Below are 18,962 nucleotides of genomic sequence, written 5' to 3'. Positions count from 1 at the left end.
CCGGCTAAACCCTTTCCCCGCCGCGGGCGTGGGTGCTGCGTTCCGTCGGTGACGTGGAGGGCAGGTCCCATGCGAAGGATCGCGAAGACCGTGGGTTCGATCTTGGCCGCGCTCGGCATCGCGGTGACCACCGCGGCCGTCACGGCGGCACCGGCGAGCGCCGCGGTGTCGTGCTCGGGCACGAAGACCTACGACAGCAGCAGCGGCACCCTCGGCATGGGCGAGCTGACGATCTACTACAACAGCGCCGACGGCGGCACCAACAGCGCGTGCTTCTACCACCGCGGCGCCACCTACGGGGTGGCCGCGGAGACCTACGTGAAGATCTCGCGCTGCGTCGAGACCAGCGGCGAAGGCCTGCCGTGCACGGCCGACCGCTCGTCGAGCCCGGACGACGGCGTCTACAAGTACTACGCGGGCCCCAAGGGGGTCACGGGCACGGCGAACCGCTGCGTGGCCGCGATCGGCTGGGTCTTCTGGCACGACGAGTACTACGTGGTCGACAGCGGCCGGCAGGGTTGCTGAGCCCGGTGTCCGAACTCTGAGACACCGCCGCGGAGCCCCTAGAGTCGGTGGACGTGAGCACACGGATACTCGTCGTCTACTACAGCTCGACCGGCAACACCGCCGCCCTCGCCGAGTCCCTCGCCGCGGGCGCGCGCGAGACCGGGGCCGAAGTGCGGGTGCGGACCGTGCCGGAGACCGTCCCCGCCGAGGCCATCGCCAAGAACCCGCGCTGGCAGGCTTGGCTGGACGACGGGCCGCACCACGAGCTCGCCACGCTCGACGACCTCGTCTGGGCGGACGGGCTCGCCTTCGGCAGCCCGACCCGCTTCGGCGGCCCGGCAGCCCAGCTCAAGTCCTATTTGGACAGCACGGGTGGCCTGTGGGCACAGGGAAAGCTCGCCGACAAGGTCGCGACGTCCTTCACGACGGCGTCCACCCGGCACGGCGGCCTGGAGTCGACGCTGCTGGCGATCAACAACGTCTTCTACCACTGGGGCGCGATCGTCGTCCCGCTCGGCTACACCGACCCGCACCTGATGGAGTCCGGCAACCCGTACGGCGGCTCGTTCGTCTCGCGCAAGTCGGCGGCGCCGGACGACCTCGCGCTCGGCGCGCTGCGCGTCCAGGGGCGCCGGCTCGCGACGATCACGACGCACGTCGCGACCGGGCTCAAGCAGTCCGAATAACCGGAAAAAACGCTTTGGCAGTGACGCGGTGGGCCCTACAGTCGCGGTGGTGACCACCGAGCTGCCCGTCCTCGCGCCTCCCCGGGTGGCCCACCGCGGCCGCGGGACCACCCTCGTCCTGCTGGCCGCGCTGTTCTTCAGCACGTCGGGCACGCTGGGCAAGTCCGCGATGTCCGCCGGGTTCAGCCCGGAGCAGGTGGCCGCGATGCGGATCGGCGTCGCCGGGCTCGTGCTGCTCGCCGGGGTGGCGCTGGTCGCGCCGCGGAAACTGCGGGTGCGCCGCGCCGAGCTCCCGGTGCTGGCCGGCTACGGCCTGCTCGGCGTGGCCGGGGTGCAGCTGCTCTACTTCGTCGCGGCGGGCCGGATCCCGGTCGGCATCGCGATCCTGCTCGAGTTCGTGTCGCCGGTGCTCATCGCGCTGTGGGTGCGGTTCGTGCGGCGCCACCGGCTGCCGCGGTCGGTGTGGGGCGGCATCGCGCTGGCCATGCTCGGGCTGTCGCTGGTCGCGCAGGTCTGGCAGGGCGTCACGCTGAACGGCGTCGGGCTGCTCGCCGGCTTCGGCGCGGCGCTGTGCTCGGCCGGGTACTTCCTGCTCGGCGAGCGCGCGGTGGCCGACATCGACCCGCTGGGCCTGGTCACCTGGGGCATGGTGATCGGCGCGGTGCTGGTCGGCTTCGTCGCGCCGCCGTGGACGTGGCCGCTGGAGCTGCTCGGCACGGACGTCGCGTTCGGCGCGTGGCGCCCGCCGGTGTGGCTGCTGCTGGTCCTGCTGGTGCTGGTCGCGACGGTGTTCGCCTACGTCTTCGGCATTTCGTCGCTGCGGCACCTGCCGGCGTCGGTCGCGAGCGTGCTCGGGCTGGTCGAGCCGGTGATCGTGACCGTCACGGCGTGGGCGCTGCTCGGCGAGGAGCTCACCTGGCCGCAGCTGCTCGGCTCGGCGATCCTGCTGGCGGGCGCGTACCTCGTGCAGCGGAAGTCCGAGATCCTGACGAGCTGAGTTCTTCACGAGATGGCGTCGGAGTGCGAGAATCCGCCACCATGACGACGTCGGGGCTGCGGCCCGAACTGCGGCAACGACACGTCCGGATGATCGCGCTCGGCGGCATCATCGGCGCGAGCCTGTTCATCGGCAGCGGCGCGGTGATCCACACGGTGGGCCCGGCGGCGGTGCTCTCCTACGCGCTGGGCGGGCTGCTGGTCGTGCTCGTCATGCGCATGCTCGGCGAGATGGCGACGGCCGCGCCGGCGCTCGGCTCGTTCATGGAGTACGCGCGGGAGTCGCTCGGCGGCTGGGCGGGCTTCACGATCGGCTGGCTGTACTGGTACTTCTGGGTCGGCGTGGTCGCGTTCGAGGCGGTGGCCGGCGCGAAGATCCTGCAGGGCTGGCTTCCCGGTGTGCCGCAATGGGTGTTCTCGCTGGCGCTGATGCTGCTGCTGACGGCGACGAACCTGGCGTCGGCGCGGTCGTTCGGCGAGACGGAGTTCTGGCTGGCGTCGATCAAGGTCGCCACCATCGTCGTGTTCCTGGTGCTGGGCCTGCTGTTCGTGCTCGGCCTCTGGCCGGACGCGCACTTTTCGGTGGGCAACATCGGCCTCGACGGTTTCGTGCCGAACGGCGGCTTTTCGGTCGTCCACGGCGTGGTGATCGTGATTTTCTCCTATTTCGGCGCGGAAATCGTGACGATCGCGGCGGCGGAGTCGGACCAGCCGGAGACGGCGGTCCGCAAGGCGACGTCGACGATCGTGTGGCGCGTGATCGTGTTCTACGTGGGTTCGGTGGCCCTGCTGGTGATGATCACGCCGTGGCGCGAAATCCCGACCGAGACGAGCCCGTTCGCGGCGGCGTTCGGCCGCTTCGGCGTCCCGGCGGCGTCCACATTGGTCAGCGCGGTGGTGCTGACGGCGGCGTTGTCGGTGCTGAATTCGGGGCTGTACACGGCATCCCGCATGTTGTTCGCCCTGCGCCGCCACGGCTGGGCGCCGACGTGGATCGCGGACACGAACGCGCGCGGAGTGCCGTGGAAGGCGATCCTGGTGTCCACTTCGGTCGGTTACGTGGCGGTGGTGATGAGCTACGTGTCCCCGGACAAGATCTTCTACTTCATCATCAATTCCGCGGGCGCGGTGGCACTGTTCGTGTACGCGATCATCTGCGGCTCGCAGTTGCGAATGCGGCGGCGGTTGGAGGCGTCGTCGCCTGAGTCGTTGAAGCTGCGGATGTGGGGTTATCCGTGGTTGAGCTGGCTGACGCTGGTGGCGACGTTGGTGGTGGTGGCGTCGATGCTGTTCGTCGACGAGGACGCGCGGTCGCAGCTGTACTTGAGCTTGATCAGCTTGGCGGTGATCCTGGGCGTCTACGCCCTCATCCGCCGGCGATCCTCGACAGGGCACCGAAAAACACGTCCGTGATCTTCGCCGGGTCCGGCGCCACGAACGCCTGGCCGCCCGTGGCCGCCGTCAGCTGGTCCAGCTCTGCTTTGTCCGCGTCCGGGCCGATGCCCACTCCGATCAGGGGGATCGGGCGGTGCGGGTCCTGGAGCTTCGTCAGCTCCGCCAGCGCCTCCGCTCGGGAAATGCTGTGCGCGTCCTCGTTGCGGCCGTCCGTCAGGACGATCACCAGGTTCAACCGGCCCGGCTCCCACTCTCGGCGGGCCGTCCGGTACGTGTCCAGCACGCTGTCGTACAGCCCCGTTCCGCCGTTCGGGGTCGCCTTCACCTGGGCCAGCCGCTGCAGTGCGCCGCTCGACAGGTGCTGGGCCACCGAGGCCATCGGCAACAGCTCGCGGTAGTCCTTGTCGCCGTCCAGGCGCGTCGAAAACGCCAGCATGCGCAGCTGGGTCGTCGGCTTGAACAGGTGCAACGCCTTCTCCGTCGCCTGCATCGACACCTGCATGCGGGTCAGCCCGGTCCCCGGCACCTGGGCGTTCATCGACCCCGACACGTCGACCAGCACCTGCACCCGCGCGCTCAGGTTGACCCCGGCCCACTGGTTCAGCAGCTCGTCGACGGACCCCGCGGCGGGGAGGTTCGCCGTCCGGATGCCCGGCGGTGCCACGCGCGGGTCGTCGGCGTGGTCGCGCAACGCCTGGCCGCCCGCCGCTCGCAAGCCCGTCTTCGCGATCGCGTTCGCGCCCGCGTCGCCGAGCACCGCGTCGCGCAGCGCGTCGACGATCGGGCGCTGCTGCGGGGTGATGCCGCCCAGCTCCGCGAACGGGTAGTCCAAAGTGGGCACCGCGGTCGCGTAGACGGCGACCAGCGGGGACGTCCGGTCTTCGATGTTGTGGCGCAGCACCGAGTTCTCCGACGCGGGGAACGCCGTCACCGAGGCCGTGCCGCCGCTGCCGCCCGAGCCCGGCAGCCGCGCGATCAGGTCCGTCTCCGCGCCGAGCGTGTTGGCCGAGAACCGTCGCAGCAGCGCGACGTACGCGCCCGCTGGCTCGGGGGCCGCGCGGACGCTCTCCTTCAGCCCGAGCAGCGCCAGCGCGCCGACCGCGTCGCGGGCCGGGTCGGACATGCCCGGGACGGCACCCTGCGCGGCCAGCACCTCGGCCCAGGTGGGGGTGCGCTCGGGCCAGCCGATGCCCTTGACGACGTCCTCCGCGGTGGCCAGCACGACCGGCGAGCTGGCCACCGACGCCCCGCTCTCGGGGACGTCGCCGGCGCCGAGCCGGCGGGCGCGCCGCAGTGCGAGGGTCGAGTCCGGCACCCAGATCTGCGGCCGCTCGCTGCCGTCGGACATCGCGAGCCGCTCGGCGGCCGAGGCCGCCTCCCTGGTCTGGACCTCGACCGAACCGCACGCCAGGTCCAGTTCCCGGGCGACGAGCCGGAGCGCCGGCGCGACGTCGGCGGACGCGGTGACCAGGACCTTCGCCGGCTGCACGCAGGTGGGCCGGGACCGCACCGCCGATACGGTCACCCAGGCCGCGGCCCCGAGGACGACCACGAGCCCGGTCGCGAGGACGGGCACCAGCAACCGGCGTCGTCCGTCGGAGTGTCGTCCCATCGGCGGCCTCTCTTCCCGAGGCGGGCTGGGACCCAGGTTAGCGCCGGGCAAAGCGCCGGTTCGTGGTCCGGACGGCCTAACCCCGCCTCATCCCGGGGAGGGAGGCAAGGCCGTCCCGGAGCGGGATGTCCGGAGCCCGGGCACGCGCGACACTGGACGTCTACCGCTTGGGGGTACGCATGAAACCGACGAGGACCGAACAGCGGCAGGCCCGCCGCGCACTGTTCCGCCAGATAGCCGCGGTCGCCTTCGCCCTGGGCTTGGCCACGGTGACGCGCTAGGAGGAGCGCCCCAATGTGGCCTTCGGTGCGTCTGACGCACCGAAGGCCGCCTTGGGTGCGTCAGACGCAACCAAGGCCGCCTTGGGGCGCTAGACCGGGATGACCGTCGGGACGATCATCGGGCGGCGGCGGTACGTGTCGGCCACCCAGCGGCCCACCACCCGGCGGACCGCCTGGGCGATCCGGTGCGTGTCGGTGATGCCCTCGGCCTCCGTGCGCGCCAGCTCCATCTCCACCAGCGGGACGACGGCGGCGAGCGCCTTCGGGTCGTCGGAGAAGCCGCGGCCGGACACCGTCGGGCTGCTGACCGCGCGGCCCGTGCTGGAGTCCACCGCGACGCTGATCGAGATGAACCCGCCCTCGCCGAGGACCAGCCGGTCCGACAGGGTCGACTCGCCGACGTCGCCGACCGAAAGGCCGTCGACGTACACGTGCCCGACCTCGACGCGGCCGGTGCGGGACGCCTTGCCGTCGACCAGGTCGACGACCACGCCGTCTTCGGCGATGACCACGTTCTCGGCCGCGACGCCGGTGCGGATCGCCAGCTCGCCGTTCGCGCGCAGGTGCTTCCACTCGCCGTGGACCGGCATCACGTTGCTCGGGCGCACCGCGTTGTACAGGTAGAGCAGCTCCCCCGCCGACGCGTGGCCGGACACGTGGACCTTCGCGTTGCCCTGGTGGACGACGTTCGCGCCGAGCCGGGTCAGGCCGTTGACCACGCCGAACACCGCGGTCTCGTTGCCCGGGATCATCGAGCTGGCCAGCACGACGGTGTCGCCCGCGCGGATCGAGATCTGCCGGTGCTCGCCGCGCGCCATCCGCGACAGCGCCGAGAGCGGCTCACCCTGCGAACCCGTCGAGACGAACAGGACCTTGCTCTCCGGCAGGGTGCTGGCCTGGTCGAGGTCGACGAGCAGGCCGTCCGGCACGTTCAGCAGGCCCAGCTCGGCCGCGATCCCCATGTTCCGGACCATCGACCGGCCGACGAACGCGATCCGGCGGCCGTGCCGCTGGGCGGCGTCGAGGACCTGCTGGACGCGGTGGACGTGGCTGGCGAAGCAGGCCACGATCACGCGCTGGTCGACGCGGCGGATGACGTCGTCGAGGACCGGGCCGATGTCGCGCTCGGGCATGACGAACCCGGGGACCTCGGCGTTGGTCGAGTCGACGCAGAACAGGTCGACGCCTTCGTCGCCGAGCCGGGAGAAGCCGGCCAGGTCGGTGAGGCGGCCGTCCAGCGGGAGCTGGTCGAGCTTGATGTCGCCGGTGTGCAGGACCACGCCCGCCGGGGTGCGGATCGCGACCGCGAGCGCGTCCGGGATGGAGTGGTTGACCGCGAAGAACTCCAGGTTGAACGCGCCGACGTCGCGGCGCTCGCCCTCGCGGACCTGGATCAGGTTCGGCCGCTGCCGGTGTTCCTTGGCCTTCGCCGCGAGCAGGGCGTTGGTGAACTTCGAGCCGTAGATCGGCAGGTCCGGCCGCAGGCGCAGGAGGAACGGGACGGCACCGATGTGGTCCTCGTGCCCGTGGGTGAGCACCAGTCCGTCGATGTCGTCGAGGCGGTCCTCGATCGCGCGGAAGTCGGGCAGGATCAGGTCGACGCCGGGCTGGTCGTCCTCGGGGAAGAGCACCCCGCAGTCGACGATGAGCAGCCGGCCGCCGAATTCGAAGACGGTCATGTTGCGCCCGACCTCGCCGATGCCGCCCAGCGCGACGACGCGCAGGGCCCCTTCGGGAAGCTTGGGCGGGGCGTTGGTGGGGCCTGGACCGGGGGGAAGTGAGCTCACCGAGGCAGGGTCCCAACGCTGGTGTGCGAGGTCGGCGCCACGTAGGCGGCCCTCGAGTCTGCTTGTGCCACCCGCTCACCATGCCAGTCCCGGGCCGCCGTGTCGCCCAGCGGCACGCCGCCCTGGCCGAGATCGGCGGCGATCAGGGTGGCCTGCTCGGCGGTCGGGGCGACGATCGGCAGGCGCGGCTCGCCGACGTCGAAGCCGCGCAGCCGCAGCGCCGTCTTGCTGAACGCGACCCCGCCGACCCGCGACATCGCGCGCAGCACCGGCAGCATGCCGCGGTGGTTGGTGCGCGCGGTGGACGTGTCGCCGTTCTCGTAGGCGTCGATCATCGCGCGGATCCGGCCCGCGACGACGTGACCGATCACACTCACCACGCCGGTGCCGCCGACGGAGATCCACGGCAGGTTCAGGCCGTCGTCGCCCGAGTAGTAGGCGAGGTGGGTGTTGGCGATGACCTCGGAGCCGGCGATCAGGTCGCCCTTGGCGTCCTTGACCGCGACGATCCGCGGGTGCTCGGCCAGCCGCAGCAGCGTGTCGACCTCGATCGGGACGACCGAGCGCGGCGGGATGTCGTAGAGCATCACCGGCAGGCCGGTGCTGTCCGCGACGGTCGTGAAGTGCGCGTGCAGGCCCGCTTGGCTGGGCCGCGAGTAGTACGGGGTGACGACCAGGAGGCCGTGCGCGCCGGCCGCTTCGGCCTGCTTCGCCTGCTCGATGCTGTGCGCCGTGTTGTTGGTGCCCGCTCCGGCCACGACGGTCGCGCGGTCGCCGACGGCCTCGACCACGGCGCGGATCAGCTCCTGCTTCTCCGCGTCGCTCGTGGTGGGGCTCTCGCCGGTGGTGCCGTTGACCACGAGACCGTCGTTGCCCAGCTCCACGAGGTGCTCGGCCAGCTCCTGCGCCCGCTTCAGGTCCAGCGCGCCCTCGGCGTCGAAGGGGGTGACCATCGCGGTGAGCACGCGCCCGAACGGCCGTCCGGGCGCTGCGGTAGGTGGGTTGGACATGCCCAGACGGTACCTCGTCACCCCGACAAAACCGCGCCGACCTGGTCACGTCCGGCGAAGTGCGGAGGATTTCCGGGACCCGGCCGCTCGTCGCGGAACTTCTACTTGACCTTGGTCACGATGGGCGAGGAGATCGGCCCGCCGTCGGCCTTCGCCAGCACGCAGTAGAACTCGCGCGTCGGGTACTCGCCGCTTTCGGTCGGGACGCTCTGCCACTGCTGCTGGGTCGGCACGAGTGCCCGGAACTTGAGGCCGTCGCGCTTGGTCTCGGGCACGATCGACGAGCGGAACGAGGCCGCGCAGCGGGCTTCGGCGGCCGCGGTGACGGAGCCCAGACCCGGGTAGCCGGCGATGGCCGCGTCGCTGTCGGACCAGCTCGCGGTGCCGATGACGTCCCCGGCGTCGTAGATCTCGAGGGTGTGGCTCTCCTTGCAGTCGCCGTCGTTGGCGTCGCTGATGACGCCGCCGTCCTGGACCGCGGCGTTGTAGCAGGGGTAGCTGGAACTGGCGTCCACGCGCATCTGCCCGCCGAGGCCGAAGGTCACGGTCGGCAGCTTCTGCTCGTCGACGGCCGGGGCCTCGAAGGCCTTTCCGGCGAAGAAGCCGCCGACCAGGGCGGCCACCACCAGCACCCCGGCGGCCGACAGCCACAGCGCGCGGTGGTCCTTCTTCGGCGGCTGGGGCGCGACCCGCGTCATCGGGTTGACCATGGCGGTGCCGCCCGGCGGCGTGGGCCGCATGCCCTGCGCCGTGGTCAGGAGGTTCTGCGCCTGCGCCGCGGTGAGGCGCGCGTCGGGGTTGGCGACGAGGAGGCCGAGGATGGCCGCGGCGAGCGGGCCGTGGCCGCGGGTGAGGTACGGGATCTCGGTCATGATCGCGTGCAGCGTCGCGGCCGTGGTCGCGCGCTCGAACGGGAGGGTGCCTTCGACGGCGAAGAACAGCGTCGCGCCCAGGGACCACAGGTCGGACGCGGGCAGCGCTTCGCGGCCTTCGACGCGCTCGGGCGCCATGAACGCGGGCGAGCCGACGATCATGCCGCTGGTGGTCAGGCGCGGGTCGTCGACGGCGTGGGCGATGCCGAAGTCGGTGAGCTTCACGCGGCCGTCCGGCGCGACCAGGATGTTCGCCGGCTTGACGTCCCGGTGCACGATCCCGGCCGCGTGCGCCGCCTGCAACGCGGCGAGCACCCGCTCCCCCATCAGCGCGGCCTGCGCGGCGGGCATCGGACCGCGCTGGCGCACGAGGTCCGCCAGCGATGGCGCCTCGACGAGCTCCATGACGATGAACGTGGTGCCGCCGTCGGTGACGACGTCGTAGACCGTGACGACGGCGGGGTCGTTGAGCCGCCCGCCGGTGCGCACTTCGCGCAGCGCGCGCTCGGAGAAGACGGCGGCCGACTCGGCGTCGGGCAGCCGCAGCTCCTTGACCGCGACCTGGCGCCCGATGACCTGGTCCTGCGCCCGCCACACGACGCCCATGCCGCCGCGGCCGAGCTCGCCGAGGAGCGCGTAGCGGCCCGCGACCACCCGCTGACCAGGCGTGACGGGCGCCTGCGGTGGATAGGGCCGGGTCTGTTCGTCGGTCACGGTGCTCCTTTTGGCGGCGGTCGCGCAGATGCTAGTCGGACCACCGCGGAGCGTTCGGGGTTCCGCGCAATTGTGACTCAGCGGTGCGTTTCGCCCCGGTACGGGAGCCAGCGGTAGCCCGGCGCGAAGTCGCTGAACTCGGCGCGTCCGCCGGTGGCGGCCCAGATGTCCTCGCTGACGACGAGCCCCGGGAACCGCGTCAGGTCCTTTTCGGCCATCAGTTCGGCGTAGGTGCGGAACTCGTCCGTCTCGACGCCGGCGAGCGCGTAGCGGTAGACCGGCGGCGCGGTCCGCAGGAGCCAGTAGAGCCGGCGGCCGGCGTCGGTCATGGCGGCCGCGTCCGCGGGGGACTCGATCCCCCGCTCGCCGAGGCCTTCGGGCGCGATGCCGCACCACCAGGCGCCTTCGTGGGAGAAGACGCGGGATCGCAGGCCGTCGAAGTGGCGGGCGAGGTCGCGGGCGTGGGTTTCGCGTCCGCCGCATTCTGCGTTGAGGGCGTAGATCCAGGCCATCCGATCAGCCGGTGAAGGTGAGGTAAATCAGGACCAGGTTCAACGCGATGATAACGCCCGCGACCACCGACGCCGCCACCGTCGTGAGCCGGCGGTTGACGTCCGCGCCCATCAGCCGCCGGTCCGCCGTCAGCCGGATCAGCGGCACCAGCGCGAACGGGATCCCGAACGACAGCACCACCTGCGAGACGACCAGCGCGGCACTCGGATCGGCGCCGAGGGCGAGCACCACGATCGCCGGGGTCAGGGTGACGAGCCGGCGCAGGACGAGCGGGATCCGCTTGTGCAGCAAGCCCTGCATGATCATCGCGCCCGCGTAGGCGCCCACCGACGTCGACGCGAGGCCCGAGGCCAGCAGGCCGATCGCGAACATCAGCGCGATGCCCGGGCCGAGCGCCAGCGAGACCGCGTGGTGGGCGCCCTCGATGCTGTCGACGCCCTCCTGGCCCTGCAGGTTCGTCGCGGCGAGCAGCAGCATGCCGAGGTTCACCGCACCCGCGAGCAGCATGGCCAGGCCGACGTCCGCGCGGGTGGCGCGCAGCAGGCGGCGGCGGGTGGTGACGTCGGGCAGGCCGTGGCGGTCGCGGACCAGGCCGGAGTGCAGGTAGACGGCGTGCGGCATGACGGTCGCGCCCAGCATCGCGGCGGCGATGAGGACGCTGCCCGCGCCGTCGAACTTCGGCACCAGCCCGCCGAGCGTGTCCGCCGCGGACGGCGGCTCGACGAACAGGCTGGCCAGGAAGCCGACCGCGATGACCAGCAGCAGGCCGGTGACGACGCGCTCGAACGTCCGCTGGCCGCCGCGGTCCTGGACCGCGAGCAGCGTCAGCGAGACCGCGCCGGTGATCAGGCCGCCGACGATCAGCGGCAGGTCGAACAGCAGGTACAGCGCGATCGCGCCGCCGACGACCTCGGCGAGGTCGGTGGCGATGGCGACGACCTCCGCCTGCAGCCAGTAGCCCAGCCGCGCGGGCCGCGACAGCCGGGCGCGCAGGGCCTCCGGCAGCGACATCCCGCTGACCAGGCCGAGCTTCGCCGACAGGTACTGCACGAGCACGGCCATCAGGTTCGCCGCGACGATCACCCAGACCAGCAGGTAGCCGTAGCGGGCGCCGGCGCTGATGTTGGAGGCGACGTTCCCGGGGTCGACGTAGGCGATCGCGGCGACGAACGCCGGGCCGAGCAGGGCCGACCCGGTGCGCAGGCGCGTCGCGAGTCTCGGCCGGACCGCCTCGGTGACCGCCATGTCGCCTGCCTCTCAACGGGTGTCGGGGATCCCAAATCGAAGTTTAGGCGTGCCGAACTTTCGATTTCAAGGGTGATGGCTCCCACCCTCGCGGGAGCGGGTACCCGGGAATCGCCCGCCGAAAAGCGTCAGGGGTGCGCGACTTCGTGGCCGGACTCGCGCAGCGCCTTCACGGCGTGGTCGAGGTCGGTACCGCGGACCAGGATGTGGTCGGTGTCGAAGGTGGACATGGAGAACAGCGCGACGCCCGCCGCGGCCAGCTCCGAGGCCAGCGCGGCGATGATGCCGGTGAGCGTGAACTCCAGGGGCCCGCGGACCGAGAGCAGCCGCCAGCCGTCCTCCGCCGTGCCGCCGTCCGGTTCCCGCCCGGCCGGGCAGATGATGGACAGCTCCTCGGGGGTGCGGGTCACCGAGACGAACGCGGGTTCACCGGGTGCGAGCAGCTCGGCGGGCACCGGGGCGTCCGCGGGCAGCCGGACCACGGCGTAGTCGCCGGGCCGGACGTCGATCGCCAGTCGTTTCATCAGCCTTCGAACACCTTCGGGCTCGTCGCGATCTCGGTGCCGTCCGGCAGCGTCGAGATGGTGAAGTCGGCGAACACGTTCGCCGCGGCCTTCTGCAGGTGCCGCAGGCACTCCACGGCCAGCTGCCGGATTTCGACGTCGGCGTGCTCGGTCGCGCGCATCGCGACGAAGTGGCGCCAGGCGCGGTAGTTGCCGGTGACGACGATCCGGGTCTCGGTCGCGTTCGGCAGCACCGCGCGGGCGGCCTGGCGGGCCTGCTTCCGGCGCAGGGTCGCGCTCGGGACGTCGGCGAACTTCTCCTCGAGGCCGGCGAGGAGCTCGGTGTAGGCGTCGACGCTCGCCTGGGCCGCGGCGAGGAACTTCTCGTGCAGCACGGGGTCGTTCGCGATGACGTCGGGCTCGACGAAGGCGGCGTCGCGCTCCGGCGCGTACCGGCGCGACAGCTGCGAGTAGGAGAAGTGGCGGTGCCGGACCAGTTCGTGGGTCAGCGAACGCGAGATCCCGGTGATGTAGAAGGTCACCGAACCGTGCTCGAGCACCGCGAGGTGACCGACGTCGATGACGTGCTCGACGTAGCCGGCGTTGGTGGCGGTGGCCGGGTTCGGCTTGTCCCACGCCTGGTAGCAGGCGCGCCCGGCGAACTCGGCGAGCGCTTCGCCACCTTCGGCGTCGGTCGACCAGGGCACGTCCTCCGGCGGGAAGAACTCCGTCTTCGCGATCAGCTGCACCCGTGGTGACACGGCCACGTTCCTGCTCCTTCCACCGGCTCTCCCGTGAGCCTAACCGCTTCCTTGACTGACACCACGAGTGACGTCATAGTGGTGTCATGGACCTGACGCCGTACATCGCCAACCTTCGCGAGGACCTCGCGAACACGGCTGCCGCCGGGGACGAGCACACCCGGCGGGCGGCCGCGCTGCTGTCTTCCGCGCTCGAACCCGCCGTCCGCCTGACGCTCATGAACGCCCTCGCCGACCTCGCCGCCGAGGTCACGGCCGCATTGCCGGGCCAGGTGGTCGACGTGCGACTGGACGGCCGGGACGTCCGCGTGGTCGTCACCGGCTCCGCCGAGGAGCCGACGTCACGCGCGACACCACGTGACACCACGCCGCCACCACCGCCGCTCGACGGCGGTGACATCTCGCGCATCACCCTGCGCCTGGTCGAGCAGATCAAGGGCCAGGCCGAGCGCGCGGCGGCGGCGCAGGGCGTCTCGCTGAACACGTTCGTCTCCCAGGCGGTGCAGGGAGCGCTGGGGCACGGCTCCCTCGGGGGCGGATCCAAGCACCACGGCAAGGGCGACCGGCCCGGGTCGCACCTGCACGGCTGGGTCGAAGGCTGAGGGGATTTCTGATGACTGACGAAGAGACGACGCCGGCTTCGGAGCCGAACGACGAGCTGGTCCGCATCGACGAGTTCGAGACCGAGGGGCCGCTGGACCTGGACGTCGGCGTGACGATCGGCCGTGTGGAGATCGTCCTGGAGGGCGAGTCGGGTGCCCGCGTCGAGCTGCGGCACGACCAGGGCGAGCAGCAGCCGTGGGTGACGGGGGTCAACAGCCTGCTGTCCTGGGTCGGCGAACGGTTCGGCGACCAGCTGGGCGTCGACCCGTCGGGGACCAACCCGGCCGAGGCGGTGCGGCAGAGCCGGATCGAGAAGCTGGGCAACCGCCTGGTCGTCCAGGCGCCGAAGGCGTGGCAGCTGCGGAACGTGGCGCTGTCGGTGGTCGTCCGCGCACCGGCGGGGTCGCACGTCGACGTCCGGGCGGGCGCGGCGGACGTCACGGTGACGGGCTCGGCCGGCCGCGTCGACCTGCTGACGGGCTCCGGCGAGATCAAGCTCGACCGCGCCGACGGCTCGGCCACGGTCCGCACGGGCAGTGGAGCGATCAAGCTCGGCCCGACGCTCGGCGGGTTGCAGCTGCGCAGCGGAAGCGGCCACGTCGAGGCGTCGTCGATCGCGGGATCGGCGACGCTGGCGACGGGCACGGGCGACGTGTGGCTGGGAGCCGTGTCGGGTGAGGTGATGGCCCGCACGGGCAGCGGCGACCTGTCGGTGGCCGACGCGGCTTCGGGCTCGCTGGACCTGATCACGGGCTCGGGCGAGGTCCGCATCGGCATCCGCGGCGGGACCGCGGCCGAGGTCGAGCTGACGTCGAGCGGCGGCCGGGTGTCCAGCGAGCTGGACGTCGCGGAGAGCGCGCCTGACGGTGGGGTGCAGTTGAAGGTGCGGGCCCGGACGGGCTCCGGCAACGCCGTGGTGACGCGCGCGGCCGGCTGAGGGGCCGTTCCCGGCGGGGGCCGGGAGCGACCCACACGACCAGGCGGGCTTCCCGCGGCCGTTTGGTCGAAGGGGGTGGCGGGCCGTTCCCGGCGGGGATCTCCGGGAACGGCCCGTTTTCCTTGTGCCCTGACGGCCTCGTGGGAGTTGGGTCCCCTGCGGGGGCTTCCGACCGGCCTCGGCGCATGCGCCCCAAGGCGGCCTTGGTTGCGTCACACGCACCCAAGGCGGCCTTCGGTGCGTCTGGCGCACCCAATGTGGCCTTCGGTGCGTCACACGCACCCAAGGCGGCCTTCGGTGCGTCTGGCGCACCCAATGTGGCCTTCGGTGCGTCACACGCACCCAAGGTGGCCTTCGGTGCGTCACACGCACCGAAGGCCACCTTGGGTCGCTTCAGCGGACCAGTTTTGCCAATGGCCGGGCCAAGTCTCCGCGTGTGCCCACTGCTACGCCCGACAGACCCAGCCACTCCGCCATGTGCTTCAGCTCCGCCGCCAGCTCCGGGAGCACCCGGGCCACGTCCGCCCCCTCCTCTGCGAATGCTCCCTGGACCCGCAGCACCCCCGCCGTTCGGTCGGACTTCAGGTCCACGCGGGCCGCCAGCGAACCGTCCAGGAGGAACGGGAACACGTAGTACCCGTACACCCTCTTCGGCTCCGGGACGTAGATCTCGATGCGGTAGTGGAACCCGAACATCCGCTCCGTGCGGGCCCGCTCCCAGATCAGCGGGTCGAACGGGCACAGCAACGCCCGGCCCGTCACCGTGCGGGGCATGCGGGCCTCAGCGTGGCGGTAGGCCACCGCTTTCCAGCCGCGCACCTGAACCGGCTCCAGGACTCCCGACTCCACCAGCTCCGCCACCGCCTGGCGGGCCGGGGCCGGACCCAGGCGGTAGTAGTCGCGCAAATCCGTTTCCGTTGCGACGCCCAAAGCGCGGGCCGAACGCTCGATCAAGCCCCGCGCGCCCTCCTCCGGCGACACCGACACCGACAGGATCTCCGGCGGCACCACTCGCTCGGTCAGGTCGTACAGCCGCTCGAACGACCGGCGGGTGCCTGTCGTCAGCTGGCCGATACCGAACAAGTACTCGCAGACTCGCTTGACCTCCGACCGCTCCCACCACGAGCCCGGGCCGCGACGTTGCGCGTCCGCCTCCACCTCGCGCTCGATGCCGCCCGCGCCGATCGGGCCCAGTTCCTTCACCACCGACAGGATTTCGTCGACCAGGCCCGGGGACTTCTCGATCAGCGGCCCGTAGTGCTTCCACCAGCCGTCGCGTTTCGCGCCCGAGCGGATCAGCGGCCAGTCTTCGATCGGGAGCAGGCTCGCCTCGTGCGCCCACGTCTCGACCAGCAGGCGCGGCTGGCGGGCCGAGTGGGACCACGCCGCGCCGTCCAGCAGCGCGGGCTCGTACGCGCCCAGGCGGGAGAACACCGGCATGTAGTGCGCGCGGACCGCCACGTTCACCGAGTCCAGCTGCAGCAGCTGGACTCGCGAGAGCACCCGTTTCAGGTGCCGCCGCGAAGGCGCGACAGCAGGACGGGGGTCGGCGAAGCCCTGTGCGGCCAGGAACGTCTTCCGGGCCGTCGAGACACTGATCGTTTGCATGGTGCCGTCATGGTGCCACCCACCACCGACAAAAACGCGCACCAGTAGATTCACACCCCATGAGCGACGCCGCCGTCCGTCCCGCCGACCTGTCCGACGCCGCGGAGATCGCCCGCATCCAGCGCGACACCTGGCACGCCGCCTACGAGGACCTGCTCGGCAAGAACGCCCTGGCCGAGCTGGACGCCGCCGACCTCGCCGGCACCTGGAGCGAGACCATCGACTACCCCGGCAGCCAGGTCTACGTCGCCACCGAGGGTGAGTTCACCGTCGGCTTCTGCGTCGCCGGCCAGGCCCCCGACGGCGAGGTCGCCGCCGCCGACGGCAGCCTGCCCGAAGACGCCGAGACCACCGGGCTGGTCGCCACCCTGCTCGTCGAGCCGCGGTGGGGGCGGCGCGGGCACGCCGGGCGGCTACTCGCGACGGCCGCCGCGGGTCTCCGGGCCGACGGCGCCACCCGCGGCATCGCCTGGGTCGCCCAGGGCGACCACGCCTCCCTCGGCTTCTACCGCCGCGCCGGCTGGAACCCCGACGGCACGGTCCGCACCCTCGACACCGGCGACCGCATGGTCCGCGAGGTCCGGCTCACCGGCACCCTCGACCTCAGCCTCTCCTGAGCCGGCGTCCCGGAAGATCACCCACCGCATCACGGCGTACATGAACGCGCCTTCACACGCGCCCGCGAGCAGCCGCGACACGTGGTATTCGACGCCCAAGGCCGTCAGGCCCGCGCCCACACCCAGCAAAAACGCCGCGTAATTGACAGCGATCGCACCGATGTAAAGCACGAGCTGCATTCCGACGGCCGCGTGGGAATGGAAGTTGAACGTCCGGTTCAGCACGAAGCTCAGCCCGAACGCGCAGACGTACGCCAGCGTGATCGCCAGCCACACCGGCCAGCCGAGCAGCCCGTGGAAGATCGTCAGCAACCCGAGGTCGACGCCGAACGTCAGACCGTTGATGACGCAGAAGCCCAGGAACGTCGGCGCCACGATCCGCGACAGACCGAAGGGGAGGACGCGCACGATCGCCTGGCAGAAGGTGCCGAATCGGTCGGCGGGCGTTCGGGATTGCTCGACGGCCACCCGGTCAGCGTTCCAGCGGGAAGTGGCCGGAAGACGTCCGGCAGGTGATCTTCTGGGGCGGACCACCCGCCGAAGAGGGGGGTTAACCCCAGTGCGTGGAGATTTCGAACTGATAACTTGGAGTACACGAGCGAATTTGAGGAGGTGACACGATGAGCTGGATCCTGCTGACGCTGGGCGTCGCGTTCGGTTCGGCCATCGTGCCACTGATCAACGCCGAAGTGTTCCTGATCGGGCTGTGCGCGACCCAGCCCGGGCTGCACTGGCTGTGGCTCGGGGCGGCGGTGGCGGTCGGGCAGATCGCCGGCAAAACGCTGTACTTCCTGGCCGCGCGCGGGACGATCAAGCTCCCGAAGGCCCTGCACGACCGCCTGCACCGCGAGCGGCCGCTGACCGAGCGACGTGTCCGCTGGCAGCTGCGCACCAAACGGATGCGCGGCTGGGTCGAGGCGCTGCGCGAACGCTGCCACCGGCACCCGCACTGGATGGCGGGCACCTACGGGGTGAGTTCCCTGGTGGGGCTGCCCCCGTTCATGGCGACGAGCGTGCTGGCGGGGATGGTGCGCATGCGGCTCGCGACCTTCCTGACCACGGGTTTGGCCGGAAGGTGGATCCGCTTCAGTTTGATAGCGGCTTCACCTGAGGTGTTCGCCGGGTGGCTGCACCACTGAAATGTCAGAGGTCAGAGCGGTCCAGGCGGCGCGGGAGACGGTGAGCTGGCCCAGGTGACGGGCTTTCGTGTCCCGCACGCCGACGGTCTCGGCGAGGAGAACCTCAACGCACTCGTCCTTCGCGGTGTAGCTCGACTTCTGCCAGGCGTAGCCCACCTCCACGCACTCGGTTTGCACGCTGTGGCTCGACTTCCGCCAAGTGAAGCCCACCTCCACGCACTCGCCTTCGGTTGCGCTGTAGCTCGACTTGCGCCAGGTGAACACCTTGCCCCCTATCTCGCGGCCTCCCGAAGCAGGGCTTGAGAAGCGTCTTCGGCCAATGCCTTGCCCTGTAAGAGCTTTACCAGCTTTCGGTAGCCCGAGATAGCCTCCAACTCGTTGAGGAAGGCGCTGGCGTACACATGCTCGAGCAGCACGATGGATGGATCGGTAGGGAAGTCGTAGAGGGTGAACATACCCAGCTTGCCGTGGTGGTAGCCCACATCGGCCGGCACCACGCGAACTGAAATGTTAGATGTAACAGCTGAAGTGAGCAGGTGATCGATCTGGTCGGACATGATGTCCTCGTTGCCGACCACCTCGCGGATCGCCAACTCGGAGATGATGGCCTGCAGGCGCACGGGGTTGCGCCGGGAAAGGATCCGCTGGCGTTCCAAGCGAACCACCAACCGCGCATCCGCCTCGGCCGGTTTAATTTCGGAGGCGGTCAGCAATGCGCGGGCGTAATCGGGAGTCTGGAGCAGGCCCGGGATCACGAGCGGTGACCAGTTGGTGATCTGGCTTGCCGTGCGTTCGCACTGCATGACCGCGGTGAGGGCCGCAGGCAGATCCGCCGGGTTGGAGTCGAGCCAGTTGGGTTCCTTGGCATGCGTTGCCAGGAAAAGGATTCGCTCGGTCGTCGCCCGATCGACCCGCAGGTAGCCGAGGATGCGGGCCACCTCCTCCACCGGAGGCACCCGCAACCCCAGCTCCCACTGGGACAACAACCGCGGATCGATCTCCAGCGCCCGCACCAGCTCGCGCAGCCCGAACTTCCTTGCTTCGCGCACTTCGCGCAGCGAAGCAGACAACGCACGCAACCCCGGTGACGATGAAGTCGGTTTCATGCGGGCGATAGTACGAACACCGCGCATTTCCCGAATGAACGACAACTGTCAGCGAAATGCCACACCGGGC

19 protein-coding genes and 1 pseudogene are annotated in these 18,962 nt (G+C 71.0%); 8 read left to right on the top strand and 12 right to left on the bottom strand.

Translation table 11 applies throughout. The features are described 5' to 3' along the window. Positions 1-69 precede the first annotated feature (69 nt). Genes ACIQWX_RS28010 through ACIQWX_RS27995 form a run of 4 tightly spaced genes read left to right on the top strand, consistent with a single transcriptional unit; the run spans position 70 to position 3,602 of the window. On the top strand, positions 70-525 hold the full coding sequence (locus ACIQWX_RS28010) for a hypothetical protein (RefSeq protein WP_400877095.1): 456 nt from the start codon (positions 70-72) through the stop codon (positions 523-525). Positions 526-578: 53 nt separating this feature from the next. Continuing rightward, complete coding sequence (gene wrbA / locus ACIQWX_RS28005) at positions 579-1,193, top strand: NAD(P)H:quinone oxidoreductase (RefSeq protein WP_400877093.1); 615 nt, start codon at positions 579-581, stop codon at positions 1,191-1,193. A 49-nt stretch (positions 1,194-1,242) separates the two neighbouring features. Further along, a complete protein-coding gene (locus ACIQWX_RS28000) occupies positions 1,243-2,190 on the top strand; it encodes an EamA family transporter (protein ID WP_400877091.1) in 948 nt (315 codons plus the stop codon). 41 nt (positions 2,191-2,231) lie between these two features. Continuing rightward, positions 2,232-3,602: an amino acid permease gene (locus tag ACIQWX_RS27995; protein WP_400877089.1), complete on the top strand. Its 1,371-nt coding sequence runs from the start codon at positions 2,232-2,234 to the stop codon at positions 3,600-3,602. Here the strand turns inward: ACIQWX_RS27995 and ACIQWX_RS27990 are convergent. The 8 genes from ACIQWX_RS27990 to thyX all read right to left on the bottom strand — a co-directional run bounded on the left by ACIQWX_RS27990 (position 3,556) and on the right by thyX (position 12,882). Beyond that, positions 3,556-5,196 (bottom strand): VWA domain-containing protein, encoded by a 1,641-nt coding sequence (locus ACIQWX_RS27990; protein WP_400877087.1) that lies wholly within the window; start codon positions 5,194-5,196, stop codon positions 3,556-3,558. The genes ACIQWX_RS27995 and ACIQWX_RS27990 overlap by 47 nt on opposite strands. 370 nt (positions 5,197-5,566) lie before the next feature. After that, positions 5,567-7,264: a ribonuclease J gene (locus tag ACIQWX_RS27985; RefSeq protein WP_400877085.1), complete on the bottom strand. Its 1,698-nt coding sequence runs from the start codon at positions 7,262-7,264 to the stop codon at positions 5,567-5,569. Continuing rightward, complete coding sequence (gene dapA, locus ACIQWX_RS27980) at positions 7,261-8,274, bottom strand: 4-hydroxy-tetrahydrodipicolinate synthase (protein WP_400877083.1); 1,014 nt, start codon at positions 8,272-8,274, stop codon at positions 7,261-7,263. The genes ACIQWX_RS27985 and dapA overlap by 4 nt, the downstream gene beginning before the upstream one ends. A gap of 101 nt (positions 8,275-8,375) precedes the next feature. Next, the gene (locus ACIQWX_RS27975) at positions 8,376-9,860 is read right to left on the bottom strand and encodes a serine/threonine-protein kinase (RefSeq protein WP_400877081.1); all 1,485 of its coding nucleotides are present in this window, start codon (positions 9,858-9,860) and stop codon (positions 8,376-8,378) included. Between the two features lie 77 nt (positions 9,861-9,937). Next, on the bottom strand, positions 9,938-10,372 hold the full coding sequence (locus ACIQWX_RS27970) for a hypothetical protein (protein WP_400877079.1): 435 nt from the start codon (positions 10,370-10,372) through the stop codon (positions 9,938-9,940). A 4-nt stretch (positions 10,373-10,376) separates the two neighbouring features. Beyond that, positions 10,377-11,618, bottom strand: coding sequence for an Nramp family divalent metal transporter (locus tag ACIQWX_RS27965; RefSeq protein WP_400877077.1), 1,242 nt, complete (start codon positions 11,616-11,618; stop codon positions 10,377-10,379). Between the two features lie 128 nt (positions 11,619-11,746). Then, positions 11,747-12,142, bottom strand: a complete 396-nt coding sequence (locus ACIQWX_RS27960; protein ID WP_400877075.1) for an ACT domain-containing protein — start codon at positions 12,140-12,142, stop codon at positions 11,747-11,749. Then, positions 12,142-12,882 (bottom strand): FAD-dependent thymidylate synthase, encoded by a 741-nt coding sequence (gene thyX / locus ACIQWX_RS27955; protein ID WP_400877606.1) that lies wholly within the window; start codon positions 12,880-12,882, stop codon positions 12,142-12,144. Before thyX ends, ACIQWX_RS27960 begins: the two co-directional genes overlap by 1 nt. An 86-nt stretch (positions 12,883-12,968) precedes the next feature. On the opposite strand from thyX, the gene ACIQWX_RS27950 reads away from it, so the two are divergent. Beyond that, entirely contained in the window at positions 12,969-13,484 is a 516-nt protein-coding gene (locus ACIQWX_RS27950) for a toxin-antitoxin system HicB family antitoxin (RefSeq protein ID WP_400877073.1), read from the top strand. 11 nt (positions 13,485-13,495) lie between these two features. Beyond that, positions 13,496-14,422: a DUF4097 family beta strand repeat-containing protein gene (locus tag ACIQWX_RS27945; RefSeq protein WP_400877071.1), complete on the top strand. Its 927-nt coding sequence runs from the start codon at positions 13,496-13,498 to the stop codon at positions 14,420-14,422. 393 nt (positions 14,423-14,815) lie between these two features. On the opposite strand, the gene ACIQWX_RS27940 is transcribed toward ACIQWX_RS27945, so the two are convergent. Continuing rightward, a complete protein-coding gene (locus tag ACIQWX_RS27940; RefSeq protein WP_400877069.1) occupies positions 14,816-16,030 on the bottom strand; it encodes a winged helix-turn-helix domain-containing protein in 1,215 nt (404 codons plus the stop codon). A 59-nt stretch (positions 16,031-16,089) separates the two neighbouring features. Between ACIQWX_RS27940 and ACIQWX_RS27935 the strand changes: the two genes are divergently transcribed. Beyond that, on the top strand, positions 16,090-16,647 hold the full coding sequence (locus tag ACIQWX_RS27935; RefSeq protein ID WP_400877067.1) for a GNAT family N-acetyltransferase: 558 nt from the start codon (positions 16,090-16,092) through the stop codon (positions 16,645-16,647). A gap of 72 nt (positions 16,648-16,719) precedes the next feature. On the opposite strand, the pseudogene ACIQWX_RS27930 reads toward ACIQWX_RS27935, so the two are convergent. Beyond that, positions 16,720-17,022, bottom strand: a pseudogene (locus ACIQWX_RS27930) (GtrA family protein); the annotation flags it as partial. A 245-nt stretch (positions 17,023-17,267) separates the two neighbouring features. Between ACIQWX_RS27930 and ACIQWX_RS27925 the strand changes: the two are divergent. Next, positions 17,268-17,786 carry a hypothetical protein gene (locus tag ACIQWX_RS27925; RefSeq protein WP_400877065.1) on the top strand — a complete coding sequence of 173 codons (519 nt, stop codon included), beginning with the start codon at positions 17,268-17,270 and terminating at the stop codon, positions 17,784-17,786. Here ACIQWX_RS27925 and ACIQWX_RS27920 read toward each other — a convergent pair. Then, complete coding sequence (locus ACIQWX_RS27920; protein WP_400877064.1) at positions 17,751-18,050, bottom strand: DUF397 domain-containing protein; 300 nt, start codon at positions 18,048-18,050, stop codon at positions 17,751-17,753. The genes ACIQWX_RS27925 and ACIQWX_RS27920 overlap by 36 nt on opposite strands. An 8-nt stretch (positions 18,051-18,058) precedes the next feature. Then, positions 18,059-18,892, bottom strand: coding sequence for a Scr1 family TA system antitoxin-like transcriptional regulator (locus ACIQWX_RS27915; RefSeq protein ID WP_400877062.1), 834 nt, complete (start codon positions 18,890-18,892; stop codon positions 18,059-18,061). Positions 18,893-18,962: the final 70 nt, after the last annotated feature.

This window comes from Amycolatopsis sp. NPDC098790 (assembly GCF_044759945.1).
Taxonomy (GTDB): Bacteria; Actinomycetota; Actinomycetes; order Mycobacteriales; family Pseudonocardiaceae; genus Amycolatopsis.
This window is presented reverse-complemented; position numbering and strand designations above follow the sequence as displayed.